The 20,898-nt window shown below is 51.7% G+C and carries 16 protein-coding genes and 5 pseudogenes; 14 read left to right on the forward strand and 7 right to left on the reverse strand.

The features are described from left to right. Window positions 1–2 precede the first annotated feature (2 nt). The 5 genes and pseudogenes from K3T83_RS37640 to K3T83_RS37660 all read left to right on the forward strand — a co-directional run bounded on the left by K3T83_RS37640 (window position 3) and on the right by K3T83_RS37660 (window position 4,129). The gene (locus K3T83_RS37640) at window positions 3–803 is read left to right on the forward strand and encodes an ABC transporter permease (RefSeq protein WP_220208039.1); all 801 of its coding nucleotides are present in this window, start codon (window positions 3–5) and stop codon (window positions 801–803) included. Window positions 804–977: 174 nt separating this feature from the next. Further along, window positions 978–1,073 (forward strand): annotated as a pseudogene (locus K3T83_RS37645) (IS6 family transposase); the annotation flags it as partial. A 70-nt stretch (window positions 1,074–1,143) separates the two neighbouring features. Next, window positions 1,144–2,267 (forward strand): IS630 family transposase gene (locus tag K3T83_RS37650; protein WP_220208040.1). Its coding sequence is split into 2 segments (ribosomal slippage): window positions 1,144–1,552 and window positions 1,552–2,267, totalling 1,125 coding nucleotides; the frame shifts between segments, so codons are not numbered across the junction. A 64-nt stretch (window positions 2,268–2,331) separates the two neighbouring features. After that, a pseudogene (locus K3T83_RS37655) lies at window positions 2,332–3,013 on the forward strand (IS6 family transposase). 201 nt (window positions 3,014–3,214) lie between these two features. Then, window positions 3,215–4,129, forward strand: a complete 915-nt coding sequence (locus K3T83_RS37660) for an AraC family transcriptional regulator (protein ID WP_220208041.1) — start codon at window positions 3,215–3,217, stop codon at window positions 4,127–4,129. A gap of 167 nt (window positions 4,130–4,296) precedes the next feature. Here the strand turns inward: K3T83_RS37660 and K3T83_RS37665 are convergent. From K3T83_RS37665 to K3T83_RS37695, 6 genes and pseudogenes are all read right to left on the reverse strand, one after another. Next, window positions 4,297–5,459 (reverse strand): annotated as a pseudogene (locus tag K3T83_RS37665) (IS3 family transposase). A 294-nt stretch (window positions 5,460–5,753) separates the two neighbouring features. Next, window positions 5,754–6,665, reverse strand: a complete 912-nt coding sequence (locus K3T83_RS37675) for an LLM class F420-dependent oxidoreductase (protein WP_220208042.1) — start codon at window positions 6,663–6,665, stop codon at window positions 5,754–5,756. Between the two features lie 182 nt (window positions 6,666–6,847). Further along, window positions 6,848–8,019, reverse strand: a pseudogene (locus K3T83_RS37680) (IS3 family transposase). A gap of 52 nt (window positions 8,020–8,071) precedes the next feature. Next, window positions 8,072–8,356, reverse strand: a complete 285-nt coding sequence (locus K3T83_RS37685; RefSeq protein WP_220208043.1) for a hypothetical protein — start codon at window positions 8,354–8,356, stop codon at window positions 8,072–8,074. 314 nt (window positions 8,357–8,670) lie between these two features. Beyond that, complete coding sequence (locus K3T83_RS37690) at window positions 8,671–9,324, reverse strand: response regulator (RefSeq protein WP_220208044.1); 654 nt, start codon at window positions 9,322–9,324, stop codon at window positions 8,671–8,673. Continuing rightward, window positions 9,308–10,528, reverse strand: coding sequence for a sensor histidine kinase (locus tag K3T83_RS37695; RefSeq protein ID WP_220208045.1), 1,221 nt, complete (start codon window positions 10,526–10,528; stop codon window positions 9,308–9,310). Before K3T83_RS37695 ends, K3T83_RS37690 begins: the two co-directional genes overlap by 17 nt. A 493-nt stretch (window positions 10,529–11,021) precedes the next feature. Here K3T83_RS37695 and K3T83_RS37700 point away from each other — a divergent pair, with 493 nt between their 5' ends. The 5 genes from K3T83_RS37700 (at window position 11,022) to K3T83_RS37720 (ending at window position 16,626) form a co-directional block, all read left to right on the forward strand. Next, the gene (locus K3T83_RS37700; protein WP_220208046.1) at window positions 11,022–11,531 is read left to right on the forward strand and encodes an anthrone oxygenase family protein; all 510 of its coding nucleotides are present in this window, start codon (window positions 11,022–11,024) and stop codon (window positions 11,529–11,531) included. Between the two features lie 90 nt (window positions 11,532–11,621). After that, window positions 11,622–12,479, forward strand: a complete 858-nt coding sequence (locus K3T83_RS37705) for a CPBP family glutamic-type intramembrane protease (protein WP_220208047.1) — start codon at window positions 11,622–11,624, stop codon at window positions 12,477–12,479. A 162-nt stretch (window positions 12,480–12,641) separates the two neighbouring features. Then, a complete protein-coding gene (locus K3T83_RS58140; RefSeq protein ID WP_220208048.1) occupies window positions 12,642–12,995 on the forward strand; it encodes a helix-turn-helix domain-containing protein in 354 nt (117 codons plus the stop codon). A gap of 207 nt (window positions 12,996–13,202) precedes the next feature. Then, window positions 13,203–13,883 (forward strand): transposase, encoded by a 681-nt coding sequence (locus tag K3T83_RS37715; protein ID WP_220208049.1) that lies wholly within the window; start codon window positions 13,203–13,205, stop codon window positions 13,881–13,883. Between the two features lie 190 nt (window positions 13,884–14,073). Continuing rightward, window positions 14,074–16,626 (forward strand): pentapeptide repeat-containing protein, encoded by a 2,553-nt coding sequence (locus K3T83_RS37720; protein ID WP_220208050.1) that lies wholly within the window; start codon window positions 14,074–14,076, stop codon window positions 16,624–16,626. Window positions 16,627–17,087: 461 nt separating this feature from the next. Here the strand turns inward: K3T83_RS37720 and K3T83_RS37725 are convergent. Next, window positions 17,088–17,907, reverse strand: a pseudogene (locus tag K3T83_RS37725) (IS6 family transposase). A gap of 196 nt (window positions 17,908–18,103) precedes the next feature. Between K3T83_RS37725 and K3T83_RS37730 the strand changes: the two are divergent. The 4 genes from K3T83_RS37730 (at window position 18,104) to K3T83_RS37745 (ending at window position 20,894) form a co-directional block, all read left to right on the forward strand. After that, window positions 18,104–18,556: a transposase gene (locus tag K3T83_RS37730; RefSeq protein ID WP_220208051.1), complete on the forward strand. Its 453-nt coding sequence runs from the start codon at window positions 18,104–18,106 to the stop codon at window positions 18,554–18,556. Between the two features lie 587 nt (window positions 18,557–19,143). Beyond that, window positions 19,144–19,722, forward strand: coding sequence for a TetR/AcrR family transcriptional regulator (locus K3T83_RS37735; RefSeq protein ID WP_220208052.1), 579 nt, complete (start codon window positions 19,144–19,146; stop codon window positions 19,720–19,722). 232 nt (window positions 19,723–19,954) lie between these two features. Beyond that, window positions 19,955–20,668, forward strand: a complete 714-nt coding sequence (locus K3T83_RS37740; RefSeq protein ID WP_220208053.1) for a VC0807 family protein — start codon at window positions 19,955–19,957, stop codon at window positions 20,666–20,668. An 88-nt stretch (window positions 20,669–20,756) separates the two neighbouring features. Further along, window positions 20,757–20,894, forward strand: a complete 138-nt coding sequence (locus K3T83_RS37745; protein WP_220208054.1) for a hypothetical protein — start codon at window positions 20,757–20,759, stop codon at window positions 20,892–20,894. Window positions 20,895–20,898 lie beyond the last annotated feature (4 nt).

Here is a 20,898-nt window from a genome sequence, read left to right on the forward strand (position 1 = left end):
TTATGTACTGGCTGAGTGTTATGAAATGCCTACTGATAGCCAATGGAAAAACCTGTATGGAATACAAAGTGAATTTCATTGTATATATTTTTAGCGCTATTTCCTCTAACCTGATTATTTTATTGTTTATCTGGTCAGTATTATCTCGCTTTCAAAGCTTGCAACAGTGGAGCTTTCAGGAGGTATTCTTTCTGTTCAGTTTACGTTTGGTAGCTCATGGTTTACGAGTGATGTGTTTCTCTAATGTTCAGCGCTTGTCTTTCTATGTCCGTCAAGGAGATTTCGACCGTTTCCTTTTGCGTCCTCTAAACCCTCTCTTTCAGATACTTATCTGGTACTACCACCCAGCTAGCATTGGGGATTTAGGTACAGGTATTGTTTGCCTGATATCTGCAAGTAACTTACTTGATATACATTGGACATTGTTGTCTTTAGGCTACCTGTTATTAATTGTAATTGGTGGATGCCTGATAGAGGCCTCTCTCTTTATCATTGTTCACGTGTTAGCTTTTTGGATAACGGATGCACAGCGTATTGCTCCTATCGTAATGATGTTTAATGACTACTTTTCGCTCTACCCCTTAACGATCTACAATACATTCATCAAAATTTTACTTACTTTTATAATACCTGTAGGATTTATTAGCTACTATCCTGCAACCGCTTTTTTGAGTCGGACAAATGAGATTCCTTTTACTCCCATGTTTGCCTATATAACGCCCCTTGTCGGATTAAGTCTGTTCACATTAACATGCATGTTTTGGCAAGTTGGGCAAAATCATTATCAAGGAACCGGATCTTAGCATAATGAGCGAAGTCTAATACAGCAATTTACTCAGAGAACCATGTAAAGATGATGTTGGTCATTTAGGTTTAAATGTCTCTGGAGGGTTTCTCTCTTTCTTGGCACGGGCTGTGTTGCAAAGACGAAGCTGATCTGCTACAGTGGAAAGAAAAGAGCGAAAAAGGTCCCGTCTATGAGCAAGCAGAACCCGAATCCCTTCAAATGGCGTCACTTCCAGGCTGACCTCATTCTCCTGTGTGTTCGCTGGTATCTGTGCTATGCGCTCAGTAGTCCACCACAGTAAAGTTGATGCCTGGCTGCTCCTTAAGGTATGCTGAGAAAAAAAGGAGCAGAACCGCATGGCCCTCATCCACAAAGTCTGTCTGAGCGACGAAGATCGGACAACATTGCATGACCTCCTGAAAGTGGGGGAACATTCCGCCCGAACCATCGCCAGAGGATACATCTTATTACTAGCCCATCAAGGCAAATCGGACGACGAAATTGCGCAGACGCTGGAAGTCGGTCGGGCAACGGTCCAACGGGTTCGCAAACGGTACTGTCAAAAAGGGTTAGATCATGCGCTCACTGAATTCCCTCGTCCTGGCGCAAAGCCTCGACTCGATGGGAAGCAAGAAGCCTATCTGGTCGCGCTTGCTTGCAGTGATGCTCCCGAAGGCCGCACTTGCTGGACGCTCGAATTGCTCGCGAACCGACTGGTGCAATTGCACATCGTGGACAGCATTTCTGATGAGACAGTTCGTCGCGTCTTAAAAAAAAGGAACTCAAGCCCTGGTTGAAAGAAGAGTGGTGTATTCCGAAAGTCGGGGCGGAGTTCGTCTGGCGGATGGAAGATCTCCTGGATTTGTACATGCAGCCCTACGATCCAGCGTTCCCTGTTGTGTGCATCGATGAGCGTCCTTGTCAACTGATTGGACACCTGCAACCACCCCAACCAGTGCAATCGGGTCGCCTGGCTCGCGAGGATACGGAATTTTCGCGCCATGGTGCGTGTAGCACTTTCTTGATGTTTGAGCCACAAGCGGGTTGGCGGCATGCTCTGGTCAAAGCCACCCGCACGAAGCGAGATTTCGCCGACTGTCTCAAATACCTGCTTGATGAGAAATATCCCTCTGCTTCCAAAGTGCGGCTAGTCCTCGATAATCTGAATACACATACGCCTGCTGCTCTGTATGAAACGTTTCCTTTCCCAGAAGCACTCCGTTTGGCAAAAAGGATCGAATGGCATTACACACCACTCCACGGGAGTTGGTTGAATATGGTGGAAATTGAGTTATCGGTCTTAGTCAACCAATGTTTGAAGAGGCGTATCAGCAATATCGAGCAACTCCGTCAAGAAATTGCTGCATGGGAGCACGCACGCAACGCGCAAAAAGCCATGGTGCAGTGGCGCTTTACTCCTCCCGATGCACGCATCAAACTGAAACACTTGTATCCCTCACGCGAGGAAATTCCTTCTTAAGGGAACGAGAACCAGGCATCACCTTCAGTGTGGGGGACTACTCAGTTATCGTGACCTGGAAGAGATGATGCTCGAACGGGGTCTGCACGTGGATCACACCACGATCTATCGCTGGGTTCAGCACTATGCTCCTGAATTGGAGAAACGTTGTCGACCTCACCTCAAGGCATGCAACGACTCCTGGCGCGTGGATGAGACGTACATCAAGATCAAAAAAGTCTGGTTTTACTTGTACAGAGCTGTGGATTCCGCAGGGAACACGATCGAGTTCTTCCTCAGTCCAACACGGGACGCTGAAGCAGCCAAACGCTTTTTCTGTAAAGCGCTGCACTCTTTGACATTTTCAACTTTCCAAGCATGTTCGCTCGAAGAGCATGTGACTTCGCCCACACCTCTACCTGACCCCGATTCCACCATGTCAGCCCCTCGCGTGATCAATGTTGACAAAAACGCGGCGTATCCCAAGGCAATTGCTGAGATCAAAGCTGTTGGTATCCTTCCTTCCCGAAGCAGTCGAACTCAGACAGGTGAAATACCTCAACAATCTGATCGAGCAAGATCATCGCTTCATCAAACGGTTGACGAAGCCTGGGATGGGCTTCTTTTCCTTCGAGACCGCCTGGCGAACACTGCAAGGTTTCGAGATGATGAACATGCTCCGAAAAGGACAAGTCCAAGGGGTGGACAAAGGAGATGTGAAAGGCCAGGTGACCTTGATTGCCAAACTGTTTGGGGTGGCTGCCTAGCCTGAATCAGAGACACCATTCCGAATCCTGTGTAGAGGTTTTGTCTTTCCAGAGAGGAGAAAATGATGTCCAGGTTTGGTAGAAGGGTGGCCTGTGTTACGAACGATCTAAGACTGCACCTCATGTCGTGTCGCTTGTGCTATACTCTGGAAGGTGTGTCAAAGCAGGTTCTCACCTCTGACGAAAGAGAGGATAAGCAGCATGCAGGATATTCCTCGGTCGACATCAACACATGACTTTGAACGCTATACCATCACGGTGCCAGTTCTTTCCAGTTGGAGCGCTGGTTGGCAAGGGGTCGTGGTCCGCGAGTTTCATGAGCCAATGGAGGTAGAGAGTGTGCTCTTGCCAGCTGTTCCCGATATTCATCTCGTGCTGGTCACACAAGGTGCCATGGATTTTGAAAGCAGAGCGGTCAATGGTTCCTGGGAAGCGGTTTCCGTCCACGAAGGGGACTTGTTTTTGACTCCTGGAGGGGGAGACCCATATGAACTGCGCTGGCATAGCCAGTCCCGCGAGCCTATTGAGGCACTCCATCTGCATCTGAGCGCGGACCTCTTTGTTCGCAGTGCCGAGCAGCTTGCGGATCGTGATCCGGCCCGCCTCACGCTCAAGGAGCTTTCTGGCTTCCGAGACCCACTGCTGGCACAAATGGGATTGGCGTTGCGGCGGGAGCTAGAGCAGCTCACCCCTGGCGGCCAACTCTACGCGGAGACAGCGGCGCAGATGTTGGTGGTTCATCTGCTGACCCACTACCTGACGACGGACATCACGGTCAAGCCATCTCTGCGAAGGCTTACCCCTCGGCAGTTGAAACGAGTCACCGAGTATATTCTGGTTCACCTAGCCCAGCCGATCTCACTGGAGCTACTTGCTCGACAGGTCGGCTACAGCCCCTATCATTTTGCGCAGCTCTTTCGACAAACCACGGGGAAGACTCCTCATCAGTTCGTGCTGGACAAACGCCTTGAACAGGCCCGGCAATTGCTCAAAGCGACTGATCTGCCACTAAGCCAGGTAGCATTAGATGTCGGCTTTCAGAATCAGAGCCACTTTACGCAAGCATTCAAAAGCCGTCTTGGCATGACTCCACGTCAGTATCGTCGTCAATCCTGACAACTCCCCCGCTTTTCAACAAGATTCACAAAAATACGACAGAATTCTCTCTCCTGCTGGTCTATCATAACGGCGGGACAGGGATGACTCTAGATGTTCTCCTTTTCCCGTATGATTGAAACGTACTTGGAATTCACCCAGAAAAATGTAGATGATAAACTGGGAGGTTATCTCATCTTATTTTCGGAAGTGTGCTCGAAAGCAAGCGGACTGACATACTGCAATGTCGAATGCAAACGAATGGGATTATAAAAACATTCGAGATACTCGAAAATGGCTGTACGAGCTTGCTGCCTTGTCTGGAAGCGTATTCGATTGGTACACTCTTTCGTGAGAGTAGCGAAGAACGATTCCATTGCAGCGTTATCCCAGCAATTTGCAGTGCGACTCATGCTGACTTCAATGCCTTCCTCACGCAAAGCTGCCTGATACCGCTCGGAAGTAAATTCAGTTCCTCGGTCAGAATGATGAAGCAAATCAGATCCAGGATGCCTGTGCGCTACCGCCATACGCAGAGCCAGCTCAGTCAGTTCCGAATCCTCCGATGTCCCCATCGCCCAGCCGACCACCATGCGCGAGAAGAGGTCCAGGATCACGACCAGATACAGCCACCCCTCAGCAGTCTCGACGGCTTTGGTATCCGAGACCCACTTCGTATTGGGTGCATCCGCGTGAAATTCTCGTTGGAGGAGATTAGGAGCAAAACGAGCATGAGGGTCGCTTTTCGTTGTCGGTTTGCGCGACCGTTTGGGCAGCGCTGACAAGCCCAGCTCACGCATCAAACGTGCAACTCGCTTGCGAGCTGTGCTGATCCCTCGTTCTTTGAGCAGCATATGAATGCGTGGACTCCCATAAAGCTTTCTGTGCTCCAGGAACAGTTGTTGAATTTCGGCGGCGAGACGGGCATCTTCTCGACAATGCTGGGAAGGCTCTCGATTTTTCCAGGCATAGTAGCCACTCTCCGACACCTCAAGGGTCTTACAGAGCATCGTGATGGCATAGTGTTGGCTCTGCTCTGCAATGAAAGGAAAGGTCAGAGCTGGCCGCGCGAGAAGATGCCCAGCGCTTTTTTTAAGATATCACGTTCTTGGCGCAATAATTCGTTTTCTCTCTTTAATTGTCTCATTTCTTCTTCTTGAGGTGTTTGATGCCCACTTCCAGGAAATGCTTGCACCCCATGCTCGTCAAACTCCTTACACCAATGATGCAGCGTGCTGTCAGCAATGCCCAAATCCCTTGCAATTTGGATCATCGGCTTTCCACTGGTTTTTGCGAGTTGGACTGCTTCTCTCTTGAACTCTCGTGTAAATGTCCTTTGTTTCTTTTGCATGGTCTGTTCCCTTTCTGTGGAAGTCCATTCTCTCTAGTTTACCTTCCACACTTTTCTGGGTCAAGACCAATCTTTCTCCTACAAGAAGAGAAGAAATCGTGTCCATCATTGTGCGCGTTGGGCGGAAATTGGATAGGTAAGTGGGCAGTAAAACGGGGAAAAGAGATATGTCCCCAAAGGAACAGAGCCTCCTCCGCTAGGCTTCCCGTTTCAAGCGCCCCAACCACTCACGCGTTGCATGATCCAATTGTGCCGACGCGCGCACAATGATGTCCAGCCATTTCCTAGGTGCTGTCAGCGACCTGCGACCTCGATCTTCTCTACCACTGGAATGACTTCGTTTGCCAGCAGGTCGAACGTCTCCAGATCATAATACTCTGAAAACATACAGAGAATGACTTGATCGATACCTAAAGAGGCCAGGAAGGCGCATCGCTCAATGGCTTCCGCTGGAGTGACGGTTCCAGGGCGACCATCACGACTCACATGCATGGTCTCAAGTATGCTTTTCTCAATCTCCTCGTAAGGCCGACCGATAGCCTGACAATACTCCTGCATAGTTGCCAGTTTGCGCTTCACTTGCTCATCGCCGAGCATCGGGACATTCGGGATGTTCCAGGCATCGGCGTAGCGAGCAACCAGTTGCGGCGTCTTGCGTTCACCTGTGCCTCCGATGAGTATGGGAGGGTGAGGCTTCTGAACGGCCTGTGGGGAATTCAGCGGTCGGTCAAGCTGATAGTACTTGCCACGATAGGGAGTTTCGTCGCCAGCCCACATCTGAAGAGCAATCTGCAGCGCTTCCTCTAATCGTTCAAAACGCTCGGTCATCGACGGGAAAGGCACGCCTAATCCACGATGTTCCTGCTCATGCCAGGCAGTGCCAATGCCGAAGTAGGTACGCCCATGTGAGAGGACATCCAGGGTCGTCGCTGTTTTTACCAGGATGGCGGGATGACGATAGGTGACGCCGGTAACCAGGGTGCCGAGTTTGATACGATTGGTGCAAGCGGCGGCAAAGGCAAGGGCGCTCCATCCTTCGAGCATTTCCTTCTCAGCCGGGCCGACATTTTGAAAGAAGTGATCCATGACCCAGAGGCTGGATAAGCCAGCACGTTCGGCTCGTTGGGCAAGGAGACCAAAGTTGTCACCGAGATGAGTCTGACCAGCGGGCCAGGTGAAATTCGTGACTTGAAGACCGATTTGCATGGTAGCTCTCTCTCCCTTCTTCAGTTGAGCTTGACCCCGTTTCGTAGAGTCGAGGAGTGTGGAGAACGTCTGAGCGTTCCACGTCTCATGAGTTTGCTTTCGATGAAGAAAACGTAGAGAACGTTACGTTAAACGTTTAAGATACTTTTACTCTATCAGAAAAAATACGTTACGTCAACGTTTTAAACAGTTGTTTCAAGCTCCTTTCTATTTAGCTGCTCATAGGCTACAGGGCTGAGATAGCCGAGTGCCGAATGCCGACGTTTGCGGTTGTAGAACGTTTCGATGTCGTCAAAAATGGACTGCCTGGCTTGGGTCTGAGTTTGGTAGTGGTGTCGATGAGTCCATTCTCGTTTGAGTGTGCCAAAGAAACTCTCCGTAGGGGCGTTATCCCAACAGTTGCCTTTTCGACTCATACTACAGGTGATTCCTGCACTAGCTAAAAGACCTTGATATGCTTGGCTAGTATATTGACTCCCTCGATCTGTATGATGCATCAATCCTGATTTGGGGCATCTTTGGATCAGTGCCATCTTCAAGGCTTTTTCGACCAGCTCCTCATCACGATGCAAGGACATGGACCATCCAACCACTTTCCGCGAATACAGATCCAGGATGATCGCCAGATAGAGCCAGCCTTGCCCCGTCTCAATGCCGGTAATGTCGCCTGTCCATCTGGTGTTTGGGGCAAAAGCATTGAACTCTCGATTCAAGCGATTGTCCGCTACTGGATTCTTATGTGAGCTATCGGTGGTCCGAACCCGGCGACGTTTCTGTCCTGCACTTATGCCTGCCGCTCTCATGAGACGAGCCACATGCTTACGCGAACATTTCACCCCCAGATCGTTCAGTTCCACATGAATGCGCGGACTCCCATAGATCTGCCGATTGTGCTCAAAAATTTGCTGAATGTGTTGCGTGAGTTCTTCGTTCTTCTGCTCACGCTCGCTCTTTGGTCGTTTGCGCCAAGCATAATAGCCACATTCTGAGACGGAAAGTGTTCGGCACATCGTCTTTACCGCATATTCTTGCCGGTGATCTTCGATAAACTGAAACTTCACCGCTATTGTCGTGAAAATATATGAAGCGCTTTTTTTAAAATGTCTCGTTCTTGTTTCACGACTTCCAGTTCGCGTTTGAGGTGGCGCAGTTCTTCGGCCTCGGGTGTTTGATGCCCGCTGCCTGGAAATGCCTGCTCGCCGTGCTCGGAAAACTGCTTACGCCAGTTATGAATGGTGCTGTCGCTTATCCCTAAATCACGAGCGATCTCGGTGATAGGTTTGCCACTGGTCTCGGCCAAGCGTACAGCTTCGATTTTGAACTCTTTCGTGTAGGCTTTTTGTTCTTTGGTCATCTTTCTTCCCTCGTTTGATTGAGTCTAGTATATTCCACATTTCCCGACTCTTTCAAACGGGGGGAAGCTCAATGTTCTCCCCCGGGTTGAGCAACAGGTGGCCAGGCGCAAGAACGTATTGCTTCCACGCCCCATTGACAGGCCGTTGTTCCAGATGGAGGGATCCTCGGATGACCAGGGCCAGCGAGGTATCTTTGATACCTGGAATTTGCCACTCCTCAAGCTGAGAGGGTTCGTGGAAGGCACTCACTTCTATCCCTTCCCATCCCGTCTCTCGACTGGATGCCAGCAGCTTTGGAAAAGCGTTGGCATCCCCCAATGCTTTGATAGTAGCCATCGTCATCATTCCTTTCATTGCATAAAGCCAATAGGCACACTTCTGGGAGTGCAGGAGCGGTAGCCCAAGGCCAGGGAGCGCTGGTGACCTGCTGCTTTCCTCTTTCCACCGTAGGAGGAAGGGCAGAAACGGGAAGGTCCTGTCCTCGAGTTGGGTATGCAAAACTGCAGTACCCTAATAAGAGCTCATGAGTCAAATGGATGAGGAGCGAATACACGCACTCTATTACTCCTCAAATTTCGTAGTAGTGATCCCGTGGTACGTCTGCGAGAGACGTTCGGGGTGGGTGCCTTCTTTACTGGAGGACTCGGCATCTATTCTCGATGCATCAAACCCTCACGCCAGGCATAGACAGCAGCTTGCGTCCGATCCGCCACGTGCAATTTCCCGAGAATATTGCCCACATGGCTTTTGACTGTTTTCTCACTGATACTGAGCATACCTGCAATTTCTGCATTACTCCTGCCTGTTGCCACCAAACGCAGCACCTCCAATTCACGCTCACTTAACCCGTGAAACAGATGGGGCGGGATCTCGCGTCCGTTCTGGAACTCCTGTACCACGCGGGCCGCGATGCGCGGATGGAGGATGGCTTCGCCTCTGGCGGCTTTGCGCACGGCTTCCGTCAGTTCTTCCGGCTTAACATCTTTAAGCAAGTACGAGAGGGCTCCGGCGCGAATAGCTGGAAAGATATGCTCGTCTTCGTGATAGGAGGTCAGCACTACTACTCGGCTACGCGGTGAGCACATCAGCAGTTGGCGCGTGGCTTCGATGCCATCCATCCCCGGCATCAGCAGATCGATCAGTACCACATCTGGTGCGTACTGCTCTGCCAAGCGGACCGCTTCCTGTCCCGTGCTCGCTTCGGCCACCACCAGAATCCCTGGTTGCGTTTCGAGAAATCCGCGTACCCCCTTACGCACGAGGGCGTGGTCATCGACCAAAAGGACGCTAATCGGCTCTATCATCTTCTGTTCCTCTTCCAGATAGGGGCAGCGGGCAGAGACAGGTGATGGTTGTCCCGCCGCATGGTCCGCTGGTGATGTGCAGGTCACCAGAGAGCACGGTTATGCGTTCGCGCATGTGCGAGAGGCCATAGCCCCGGCTACGTGCCTCCTCTGGGAAGAAACCACGTCCGTTGTCCTTGATACACATCTTGAGGTGTTTCTTGCTCCAATGCAGCGCGATGGTCACCTGCGAGGCCGCGCTATGCTTCTCGATATTGGTTAGTGCCTCCTGCACCACACGAAAGAGCTCCTGCTCTTTGGGGTGAGGGAGAGGTTGCTCCCCGTGCAGAGATAGAGTAGCAGTGATCTTCGTCCGCTGTGCCCAGGCGGTGCAGTGCACTTGGAGAGCTTGCGCCAGGCTCTGTCCGGCCAGAGGTATCGGACGCAACGTCTGTACAAGCGCTTTCAGATCCTGATGGAGCTGGTCAATTGTGCTTTCCGCCTCCTGCAGATGTGTCCGTGCCTCCGCACGATCCTGGTCAAGCAGGACACGCGCTGCCCCAATCTCCATCGAAGTAACAAAGACCTGCTGCTTGATCGAGTCGTGCAATTCGCGCGCCAGGTGCAGGCGCTCCTCGCTTGCCGCCAGGGTTGCAATCTGCTTGTGGGCCACGCGCAATTGCTGATTCATCTCACGGAAACGGCGGATTGCCGATGCCATAGCACTCCCGAGGATGGTGACTGTGATGAGTGCAACGGTCTGCCACCAAGGAGCCTGGGTGACAGCAGCAATCAGGATGGTCAATCCTACCATGATCGTCACGGCTGCGAGCAGGCCCCGCAGCCGCAGGGTGAAGCCTGCGAGCAGGCCTGTGTAGATGAAGAAGCCCTGCCAGGCTGCACCCTGCAGGAGCGGCAAGGCTAGCCCGAGTGTGCTCATGAGGAGAAGGACACCCCAAGGAGGTCGTGCCATGCTCTTCATAGCAATGCGCCAGAGCGTCCAGAAGTAAAGGCTGAAAAATACGAGCGTCCCAGCCAGTGCCAGCACCAGAGCTGCGAGCAGGGGAGCATGTTGAAGCAATCCGACGAACGGGTAGATGAGAAAGACCAGCCACAGGCATGCCAGTATCAGAATAGATGCGGCTGAACGATCTTCTTCCTCGTCTGAGGCGGACTGCTCGAGAACAGAGAGGAGCTTTTGTACCAGCCCAGATGGTGCATGCATATCGACTCTCTCCTGCCATGATTTCTTCGTGATGCTTCTCGTGACCATCATCTTGGTGCGAGTGAGGTGCTCACCTCTCTTCCAGACATCGGTCTGAAGATAAGTGTACACAAAAAGTATGTAGTTGTCATCGGACCGGAGACGGATGGAGAATCAGACGTGAGGTGGATGTCTTCCGGCTGCTTTTCTGCTACGCTTGGTTCGTACATATCGTCGTGGTGCAAAAAGAGGTATCGCGTGGATGCAGATACTGAATGGTAACGACCAAGTTTGGGAACAATCACTAAACACTTGCTTGTGACGTGATCGAAAGCACGAACCAGAGGATTTCTCATTCAATCAAACAAGCAGCGATGACGACGGCCAATTGAAGTTGTTACCATTCATTATCTGTACCATACCTTGCCAGAGCGCGAGTCGCACTGGCGTGTGGTCCACATGGATGCTCATGCACCCTGCTCGCCTCTGAGAAGAACAACGATGAGGAATACTTATGCTCAAAACACTGCGTTTCCTGAGCCTGATCTGCGCGGCCCTGGTACTGGGGCTAACGCTCACGCATGATCTGGAGATTGCTGGCAAGCACATGCTCAGCGGGGCAAACTGGCTCACCGTACAACATACCTTTTATGGAGGCTTTGCGATCGTGGGAGGAAGTGCCGAAGTCCTCGGTCTGCTCTCGACAGGGCTGTTGGCCTTTCTGCTGCGTGGACAGGGCACGACCCTGAGAGTGACACTTATCGCAGCACTTTGCTTTGCTGGGATGCTTGTCCTATTTACCTTTGGTAATCACCCGCTCAATCAACAGATCGCCTCCTGGACGCCTGAGACCCTGCCGAGGGACTGGCGCGTCGTCCGTGATGCTTGGGACAGGTTCCACGCCGCTAGCTCCGTGTTGTCCGTGCTAAGTTTCGTTTGTCTGCTCATCGCTCTCCTGCGCGATATCCCATCTGTCTTACCAGATGAGCAAGCCGATGCCGCCAATGTCCTATCCAGGTGCTAGTGGAGCGGGATCGACCGATGTTCGATGCTGGCCTTCATGTGAGAGCGCAAGCCTCTCTTTTGAACATGTGGATGAGGAGACAAAGTACTTATGCATATACAACCTTCAAAGCGGCAGAACGTAAACTGGGATGGTGTCGTCTGGTATCTGATTGGGGCATTTCTCATCAGTTGGCTGCTGCTCATTGGCCTGTATCCCTTCACTTCACAGGCCGAGACGATCAGCATGTTTGGCCCGGGGCTTGCAAGTGTTCTGGTGCGTCTGTTGCGCCGTGAAGGGTTCGCTGACGCTGGCTTCTGCCTCTTTACTCTTGGAACACGGTGGCCATGGCGCTGGTATGTGGCGGCCTATGGGATTCCTCTCGTGCTCTTAGGAAGTGGCATGGCTGCCTCTTTCTTGCTCGGCATTCAGCGGTGGATTCTGCCTGAAACAGTGCGGCAGTTGCATCTGTCACCTCCACAGCTGGCTGGCGTGCTGATCGCATTGCCAATCGTGATTGTCGGGCTGGTCACGATCACCACGTTTGGCGAGGAAGTAGGATGGCGTGGCTATTTGTTACTGCGTCTGCTTCCCCTGGGTAGCATCCAGGCCACGCTGCTCACAGGCTTGCTGTGGGGACTGTGGCATATTCCGACCATCCTGCTGAACAATCACGGCTTTGGGGCGGCTTTTCCCTGGGTAAGCATTCCAGCATTTACGCTGGTGATCATGCTCTATGGCATCTTCCTGGCGTGGCTCCGTCTTGGCAGCGGATGTATCTGGCCCGCAGCCCTTGGGCACGCAGTGCTGAACACCTGCGTCTCGTTTCTCTTCGCAAGCTTCTCGACGCAGAATCGCTATCTGGAAGCTCCTCTCGGTCTCTTTACACTCGTTCCTTTTCTTCTCTTCGCACTCTGGTTGATCTTAACAGGGGGGATACGACTCCCGCCGAAGTCGCAGATGCAATGATCAACCAGTTAGAGGATGGTGTTGGAGATGAGGCTGCTGCCTGGATCAGTAGCTGCTTCAGCACCACAGGGCTTTCTCATTCTAAGTACTGAGTATCACAATTCATTCCGAGATTGACGATAGTCAGAAAGCGAGGTAGTTTCGGCTTGGGAGGAAAAGACTGTGAGGGGACCCAAACCAAGCCATCCGATAGAATTGACAAGCGAGGAACAGGAGCATCTGCGCAGCCTGATCCGTGCTCATACCACCGGGCAAAGTCTGGCGGTTCGCGCACGGATTGTCCTGTTCGTCAACGAGCATCCTGAGTGGAGCAATCAACAGATTGCCCAAACCGTTGGTATCAGCGATCGACTGGTGTGCAAATGGCGCCAAAGGTGGACTGCCGCCCATTCGCTGGCCGACGCGCCCCGTTCGGGAGCGCCGAGGCTGAAGTCCGTGCGCAAGCGACCGCCGTGGCTTGTAGCTTGCCACAGACGCAAGAAGTTCCGCTGGCACGATGGAGCTGGAGCGAGTTAGCGCGCGTCGTAGCAGCATCTCCTCAGTTGCCGACGATCTCGGCTAGCACTATTGGCCACTGGCTGAAAGCCAAGCGCATTCGGCCATGGTGCTACCATGCGTGGCAACACATCCAGAATCCAGAGGCGTTTCTGGAACGTGCTCGCCCGGTACTGCAATGGTACGAACGAGGCGGAGTCTGTTGCAAGAAGGATGCTGTTGGTGTGCGTGGATGAGAAAACATCCATTCAAACTCGCGAGGCAGAGCAGCCTCCTCGTCCTGCGTGTTCCGACAAGCCCGCCTTGTACGAAGCACGCTACCATCGTTGTGGGGCACGACATTTGTTTGCTGGCCTCTCGGTGGCCGATGGACACGTCTATGGACAATGCCTGACTCGTAAGCGCTTTGTGGATTTTCGGGCCTTCTTGGAGGAGGTGATCATTCCCGAAGCGCTGCGCAGAAAAGTTCTGCGTGTGATCTTGATCATAGACAATGGACCGACTCGCGCGTCCAAACAGTTGGCGCGCTTTCTGGAAGAACAGACGAGTGTGTTGGATGGTCAGTTGAGCATTCAAGTCGCCTGGTTGCCTGTGAACACTTCCTGGCTCGATCAGATTGAGATTTGGTTGAGCATTTTGCAACGCAAACTTCTGCAACCCAACCATTTTCTCAGCGTCGGCGCCTTGGAGCAGGCAATCTCAGATTTCATCGGGTATTACAATCAGGATGCGAAGCCGATCAAGTGGTCCTATACCATCGAGAAGCTGCAATGCAAACTCACGACGAGCACATACCTGCTGGTTTCTTGCTCAAAAGAGGATGGAGAAAACGAATGGAGAAGAACAGCAAAAGGAATGAAACAGTTGAAATTGAGCGAAGGACCTTTCAAAGTCGTTTTGCGTCTGTGAAGATGGCAAAACACCTCTCAATGGGAGAACGTCGCCTCTTTCTTCAAGAGGTTCTGCAACATCCATTTCACGAAGTCAGCGAACAAGCGAGGTTCGAACTCGAACGCTTGTTTGTCGACGACCCTCTGGACCAATAAAGGTCGGAACGAATTTATGATTGGCTGTACTCTCTATAAGTAAGGAGCTTATTATGTTCTGGTATGATGACGCAATTGAGGTCAGAAAGCAGCAAGCCACCAGTCTCATAGCACAGGGGGAGGCGGCCCTGCCACAGCTACAGGGTGCTCTACGACAGAGCACCGAGCAGGAGCAGCGGAACGTCTATCTCCTGGCCCTGGCCCTCATGGGAACAACGCCAGCCCTGGAGATCCTGCACCAGGAAGCCCTCTTCGAAGACAGAGAGACTCTTTGGGAGAACTGGCGGCTGGCGACTAATCGAGAGACCTACGCCCAATATGTGCTGGCTCCTCTCCTCGACGGACAGGAGACCCTAGACTTGCAGGAGCAGATGCGAGGCAGCTGGTATGTGACGTCGTTGGCAGGGATTGAGCACTTCTCTGGACTGCGTCACCTCGATCTGACGGGCTGCAGCAACCTACAAGACATCTCCCCTCTGGCTGGCCTCTCTCAACTGGAGACACTGATCTGTGATGATTGCCAGAACCTGACGGATCTCTCCCCTCTGGCTTCCCTCTCTCAGTTAAGAAAGTTGATCCTGAACCAATGTTGGCATCTGACGGATCTCACACCTTTAGCTCATCATCCTCAACTGCAAGAGCTGGTCATCTCATGTTCGTACCTGAATGATCTCGCTCCTTTAGCCACCCTTCCCCGGTTACACGATTTGTGTCTATCTGCCAGCGTAGAACTCTCCCCTCTGGCAGATCTTACCCAATTGCAGGAGTTGTCTATTCAAAGAGGTGTCGTGGATCTCTCCCTTTTAGCCACCCTTTCCCGGTTACAGAGACTGTATATAGAGTCTTCTCGTGACAAAGATCTCTCTCCTCTGGCCAATCTCTCCCAACTCCAGAAACTGCACCTACGGTATCCTGATGAGTGCAGAGATCCCTCCCTGCCATCGCGCCAGTTGACGGATCTCTCCCCTCTGGCCAACCTTTCTCAACTCCAAGAGATGCACTTATGGAACTGCAACGTTGAGGATTTCTCGCCCTTGAGCCAGTTGACTCAGTTGCAGCTCCTGCAACTGCATACTTGCCAGGCCACACAGGGAGGACGGGGCCTGGATCTGTCTCATACACGTTTGCACTCCTTGCGCTTATATAGTACCGACCTGCCTGGGGTGGACCTGCATGGCCTCAAACTTACCACTGAGGGTACCTTCTATAAATCCGACCTCTCAGGAGCCAACCTCAGCGATACTCAGCTCGATCATATCAAGCTGGACAACACAAACCTGAGCCACGCAACCTTCACCAACGCCTCCCTGATCGAAGTTGATCTGCGTAATGCCAATCTTACCGAAGCCAACCTCAGGGGAGCCAATCTGCGCGGAGCCATCCTGCACGACATTCAGCTCGCCGGGGCCGATTTCACCGGAGCCATCCTGCACGACCATCCTCAGGAACAGCTCCTGGAACTAGTTCGCAATGAGAAGACAGTCCAACACCAGGAGCGTGAGGAGAATCAGCCAGAGGTCACACAAGAGGAGGAAGCTCAAGACTCTGCCCAACAGGAGGAAGCTTCCTCCAGCCAACTCAAGGGTATGCAGTTGAAAGGAGAGGCATTAGCAGGGATAGAGTACTATTCCGAGCTGCTGTTCCTCGAACTGTGTTCCTATCCTCACTTAGCAGACCTCTCTCCCCTGGCCAACCTCTCTCAACTCCGAACACTGAGTCTGACAAGCTGCTGGCAAGTCAAGGATCTCTCTCCCCTGGCCAACCTCTCTCAACTCCAGAAATTGTATATAAGGAGTTCTGACGTTGCGGATCTCTCCCCTTTAGCCAACCTCTCTGAACTTCAGCAGATAACGCTCTATAATTGCCAGAACCTGACGGATCTTTCCCCTCTGGCAGGTCTCACCCAACTCCAGGAGGTGCACATAAGCGTGTGCGGAGTCACGGATCTTTCCCCTCTGGCAGGTCTCACCCAACTCCAGAGGCTACACTTATGGCATTTTGACGCCCTGGATCTCTCTCTCTTAGCCAGCTTCCCTCACCTCCAGGAGGTCCAACTGGGTCACTGCAACGTTGAGGATTTCTCGCCTTTGAGCCAGTTGACCCAATTGCAGAATTTGGGACTGTATAATTGCCAGTCCACACGGGGAGGGCTTGGCCTCGATCTGTCGGGTTCCCGCTTGCAGAGCTTAGAGCTGTCCAGCACGGGCCTGCATGGGGTAGACCTGCATGGGCTTAAGCTCACCACGAATAATGCTTTGTATGAAGTCAATCTTTCAGGAGCCAACCTCAGCAATGCTCATTTACACTACCTCGACCTGCACCAAACAGACCTCAGCCAGGCCATCCTGACCAACGCCTCCCTGCGGGGAGCTGTACTCAAAGAGGCTATCCTGGCCGAAGCCAATCTGCGCAAGGCCGATCTAAGGGCTGTCAACCTGCGCGGGGCCAACCTGCGCGGGGCCAACCTGCGCGGGGCCAACCTGCGCGGGGCGCAGTTCGCCCGTGCTGATCTCACCAATGCCGATCTACGCGACCAAGCTCAGACGCTACGTCAGGAGCTGGCAGCGCACCCCGGCATCATTCTGACAGGAGTTCGCTGGGACTAGTGATTTCACGCCAGCCAGACAAAGCGCCGGACAATTAATGCGGAGATTGCCCGGCGCTTTGTCTTCTCTCATCGCGCCGTATTGTGGGGGTCAACCCAAAAGGCGGGGTTGGATTAAGGAAAGGAGCGCAACCGTGGAGGAGTGACCCAATCCTGATTGAGCAGATTGTCAATTTCTGTCCACAACCTATCTCTTTCCGCTTCTTGAGCCTTGCGATAGTCTACGCCTTGGCATGGGCTGCACCAAGATTCTCGCGGCTGAGTTTAGATGAAAGGAAACGTTTCTTTTTCGCAAGAGGTCATCGATATTTTGTAGAGGGAACTGAGTTTGTTCCATGCGATTTGCGGTATAGCCGAGTCCGTTTACTGTCAATTCGGGGCTCTTGACGGATGTGTCAGAACTGGGAACACAGGGATCAATCAGGGGGCGCTTCGCCCATCCTTGCCACTACTGTCCTGAGATTACGCGCTCAAAATCAGCGTCGTGAAGGCATTCAACCGCTCACGGAAGAGGTCACGTTGTCGCGCCAGGGAAACAAATTGTCTCACGGTGCTACGACATCGAAAGAACTGGCGAACCTCATCCCGCGGCGCGACAGAAGCGAGCTGCCGACGTGAAGTTTCCAAAACCACGCATGGGATAATAACGCTGTTTGATGCCACGATGATCTTGTTCCAAAAGATTGTTCAAATAGTGATTACACTGATGGAGAACTTCACCACCAAGCGTCTCGCGAATGGCACGTGGATAGGAGTCATGTCCATCCGTTATGACGCGCTTTGGTGCATGACCCACTGTCCGGGCAGCTTGCTGAAAAAAGCGCTTGGCTGCATCCATATTTCGCTTTTGGCTGAGCATGGAAGCCACGAGGTTGCTATCACGATCAATGGCACGAGAGAGGTAACACCATTTCCCTTGTACTTTAATGTACGTTTCATCAACGTACCACGATCGTCCTGCTTGACCACGTCGTTTGCTTCGCAACTGATCCGCCATCAGTGGGGCAAAACGAGCTTCCCAGTCTCGAACTGCTTCATGTGTAAACACCCAACCACGCTGTAAAAATATCTCAGCCAGATCCCGTAGGCTCAACTTCTAGCGCAGCCTCCAGAAAACGACGAGCAGGACGATATCAGTAGGATATTCCAGAAAATTGAAGGGCGTCCGGCTGCGTTCATTGAAAACACGCTGGCAGCACAAGCAGCGGAACGTTCGATAGCCCGGTGTCGTTTTCTGGCTGCGTTCCTTGGTCACTGTTGACTGGCAGTGTGGACAGGTCATGGAATGTGCCTCCTGAAGGGGTTCTGGATGACTTTTAGCTTACCACAAGAACCAGACAGTATTCTCAGTTCTGACACTTCCCATTGGTAAGCATCTGGTAGAACACTGCCGCGAAGGCCAGATTTTAACCTCTATTCCAGAGGTTGGTCCGCTCCAAGCCGCCATCTTATTGCTCTGATTGGCAATATTGCTAACTTTGAAAAACCTGGCCAAACTCAAATCGTATTGTGGATGGGTTCCCGCCATCGCTCAGTCTGGAACCAGCCTGGACCAGGCGCGACTCTCTCCGCGCGGCTCGCGCTTGCTCAAGCCCACCATCTACCTGGCGGTCTGGAAAGCGATTCGTCTGGACTGTGAATGGGCCAAACTCTACGAGCGGCTGGTGCCAATCAAATGCTACTGTGATGAGAGAAGAAGAGCCTACGTTGGCCGAGGGCGTGTCATTGGCCGCATTGCCGGACAGATGCTCTCGGTGATCTATGCTTTACTGAAATCGGATCAGGAAATCATGGCGAAATTGGTTCCTGGGACTCCGCTGCCTCCCCCAGTGCTCTATGATCCAGAAATTCATCATCAGCATCGCACTGGACAATACCGATCTCCATCTCTGGAGAGGCTACCCAAGCTGACTGAACTGCCTCACCATTAGCTCATCATTTGATTGTTTCTACACGAGTCTTCTATAGAAATCTTTTTATTCTTGTAGAGCGATCTGTCGATTTATTTGTAGCTAATGAGCATCACCAAAAGTGAGACAGAACCCACGGAGGTTCATACACGCTTTTGGTGAAGGATGAGCTTACAAGACCTCCTTTGAAGAAAGAGAGATTACAAAGCCCGCAGGACGTGCTGACGTAATAACGGAAATTTAGCCCGGCCATACATCATCCGCTTGATAAGCTTGAGTGTAAATGTGATTACTTGATGCCTCATGACCACTTTTGGTGCTAGATGAGCTTATCAAGGAGAAAGCCTTTTTCTCAATCCGCCTGGAGAGGCAGCGCAATTTTTGTCTTCCCTCTCATTGAAGAGCTTACCACCAAAAGTGGTCATGAGGCAATAGGAATCTGCCTTGCTTCTTTTCTCCTGAAAATACTCTATTATCGGGAAATAAGGAAGATAAGTGAAAGTTGTGTCGAAGATTGAGCCCATGTACCACTTTCGCCTCTTGACAAATTCATCGCTGTTCATGTATTCTCTAAATGAACATTCATTTAGAGAAAGGGACGAAGCCTCATGCCAACGGGAGAGAAACGAGAAGCCATTCTTCAAGCTGCGCTGACTTTGTTTGCTGAGCGTGGCTTTCACAATGCTCCGATGTCACTCCTGGCCAAGCAAGCGGAGGTGAGCGCCGGAACGATCTATCTTTACTTTGCCGACAAAGATGATTTGATTCATGCACTCTACCGTCATGTGAAGAAGTCGTTTTACCGAGCGATGGTGGCAGGAGACACGCTCACACTGCCGCGTCGGGACTCTTTTCGGCAGATGTGGTTGAACACCTATCGTTTCTACCTGACGCACCAGGTAGAGGCTCGTTTTCTGGATCTCTATGAACACTCGCCATATTATCGTCCAACGCCATCAGTCGGAGAAGCAACCAAAGCGGAAGAAAACCTTCCCGCCCTGTCCCGCCTGATGGTCAATGATGAGGGGCATCCGGTGACAAAAGCGTTGCCCGTTGATGCGCTGTTTGAACTAACAATAGGGGTCGCAATTCGCATCGCAAGACACCGGAGCGCCGGCCTCCCGGCACTTGATGAACCTACCTTGGAAGCCATTGCTGACGCCTGTTATCAGGCTGTTATGCCCTAAATTTTTTTCTGGTTTACAAAATGAATGTTCATTTTGTAAACGATGAGCAATCAGTGGAACACGCTTTGTGTTGACAATTGCCTTTGCGAAGGAGACAGTCGAAAAAGTTGTGGTCACCAATTATGTCCTGAGGACATGACCAGTATCACGTTTCTGAATAACGCATTTCAGCTCTTCTTTCAACAAGAGCTACGGTTACCGCTTCAACAAAACGTTTGGAAAGAAGGATCTCATGGTAAATAGACAGACACATTCATCAAATAACATCCATTCATTTATCCGCACAATGATAAGGATGCTTATTGTTAATGCGGCAATTCCCTATGCCTGCTATACCATTCTCACGGCCAACCACGTGCCTGTAACAACCGCACTCCTTGTGGCTGCCGTTGCCCCCGCGCTTGAGTCGATTGGAAGCATCATCAGAGGACGACGGCTTCATGTTCCCTCTCTGTTCGTCATGGGTAGCCTTCTCGTCGGTATCGTACTCACATTGATGAGTGGCGATCCACACGTACTCCTGCTTCGTGAGTCGATCATCTTTGGTCTCTTTGGCGTTGTCAACTTTCTCTCGTTGCTCTTCCCTCAACCACTTATGTTTTTAATTGGACGCTCTTTCATCGCAAGCAGTAACCAGGAGCAAATTGAGGGTTACAATACCCTCTGGAGTAACCCGCATGTCCACCGAACGAGCCGTATCGTCACCATTGTCTGGGGCTTTGTTTGTATCGGAGAATTCCTGCTGCGCGTGTTTATGGTCTCTACCCTTCCTCTTGCTACTGTAGTCGCATTTGGCTCACTGATCAGTCATGGTGTGATCGTACTTGCAATCATCTGGACCTTTGCTTACGGACGCCGCGTTCGTGCTCATATACGCGACGAGAACCCAATAACGCAGCAGAAGAATAATCAGACCTCAATCAACCAGGCAGCAAATAGACAGTAAGAACCCCATAGAGCACAAACTGGAGTATCCCTAAATTTTTTTCTGGTTCACAAAATGAACATCCATTTCGTCACAGAGGAGCAAAATCATGACTTTGATCGTACTTGCAATCATCTGGATCTTTGCTTACGGACGCCGCGTTCGTGCTCATATACGCGACGAGAACCTAATAACGCAGCAGAAGAATAATCAGACCTCAATCAACCAGGCAGCAAATAGACAGTAAGAGG

The sequence above is a fragment of the Reticulibacter mediterranei genome (genome assembly GCF_016587455.1).

What these genes read in the sequence shown, in the direction of transcription:
- K3T83_RS37640 (WP_220208039.1), top strand. Translation starts at nt 3, where the DNA reads ATGTACTGGCTGAGTGTTATGAAATGCCTACTGATAGCCAATGGAAAA.
- K3T83_RS37660 (WP_220208041.1), top strand. Translation starts at nt 3,215, where the DNA reads ATGCAGGATATTCCTCGGTCGACATCAACACATGACTTTGAACGCTAT.
- K3T83_RS37675 (WP_220208042.1), bottom strand. Translation starts at nt 6,665, where the DNA reads ATGCAAATCGGTCTTCAAGTCACGAATTTCACCTGGCCCGCTGGTCAG.
- K3T83_RS37685 (WP_220208043.1), bottom strand. Translation starts at nt 8,356, where the DNA reads ATGGCTACTATCAAAGCATTGGGGGATGCCAACGCTTTTCCAAAGCTG.
- K3T83_RS37690 (WP_220208044.1), bottom strand. Translation starts at nt 9,324, where the DNA reads ATGATAGAGCCGATTAGCGTCCTTTTGGTCGATGACCACGCCCTCGTG.
- K3T83_RS37695 (WP_220208045.1), bottom strand. Translation starts at nt 10,528, where the DNA reads ATGCATGCACCATCTGGGCTGGTACAAAAGCTCCTCTCTGTTCTCGAG.
- K3T83_RS37700 (WP_220208046.1), top strand. Translation starts at nt 11,022, where the DNA reads ATGCTCAAAACACTGCGTTTCCTGAGCCTGATCTGCGCGGCCCTGGTA.
- K3T83_RS37705 (WP_220208047.1), top strand. Translation starts at nt 11,622, where the DNA reads ATGCATATACAACCTTCAAAGCGGCAGAACGTAAACTGGGATGGTGTC.
- K3T83_RS37720 (WP_220208050.1), top strand. Translation starts at nt 14,074, where the DNA reads ATGTTCTGGTATGATGACGCAATTGAGGTCAGAAAGCAGCAAGCCACC.
- K3T83_RS37735 (WP_220208052.1), top strand. Translation starts at nt 19,144, where the DNA reads ATGCCAACGGGAGAGAAACGAGAAGCCATTCTTCAAGCTGCGCTGACT.
- K3T83_RS37740 (WP_220208053.1), top strand. Translation starts at nt 19,955, where the DNA reads ATGGTAAATAGACAGACACATTCATCAAATAACATCCATTCATTTATC.
- K3T83_RS37745 (WP_220208054.1), top strand. Translation starts at nt 20,757, where the DNA reads ATGACTTTGATCGTACTTGCAATCATCTGGATCTTTGCTTACGGACGC.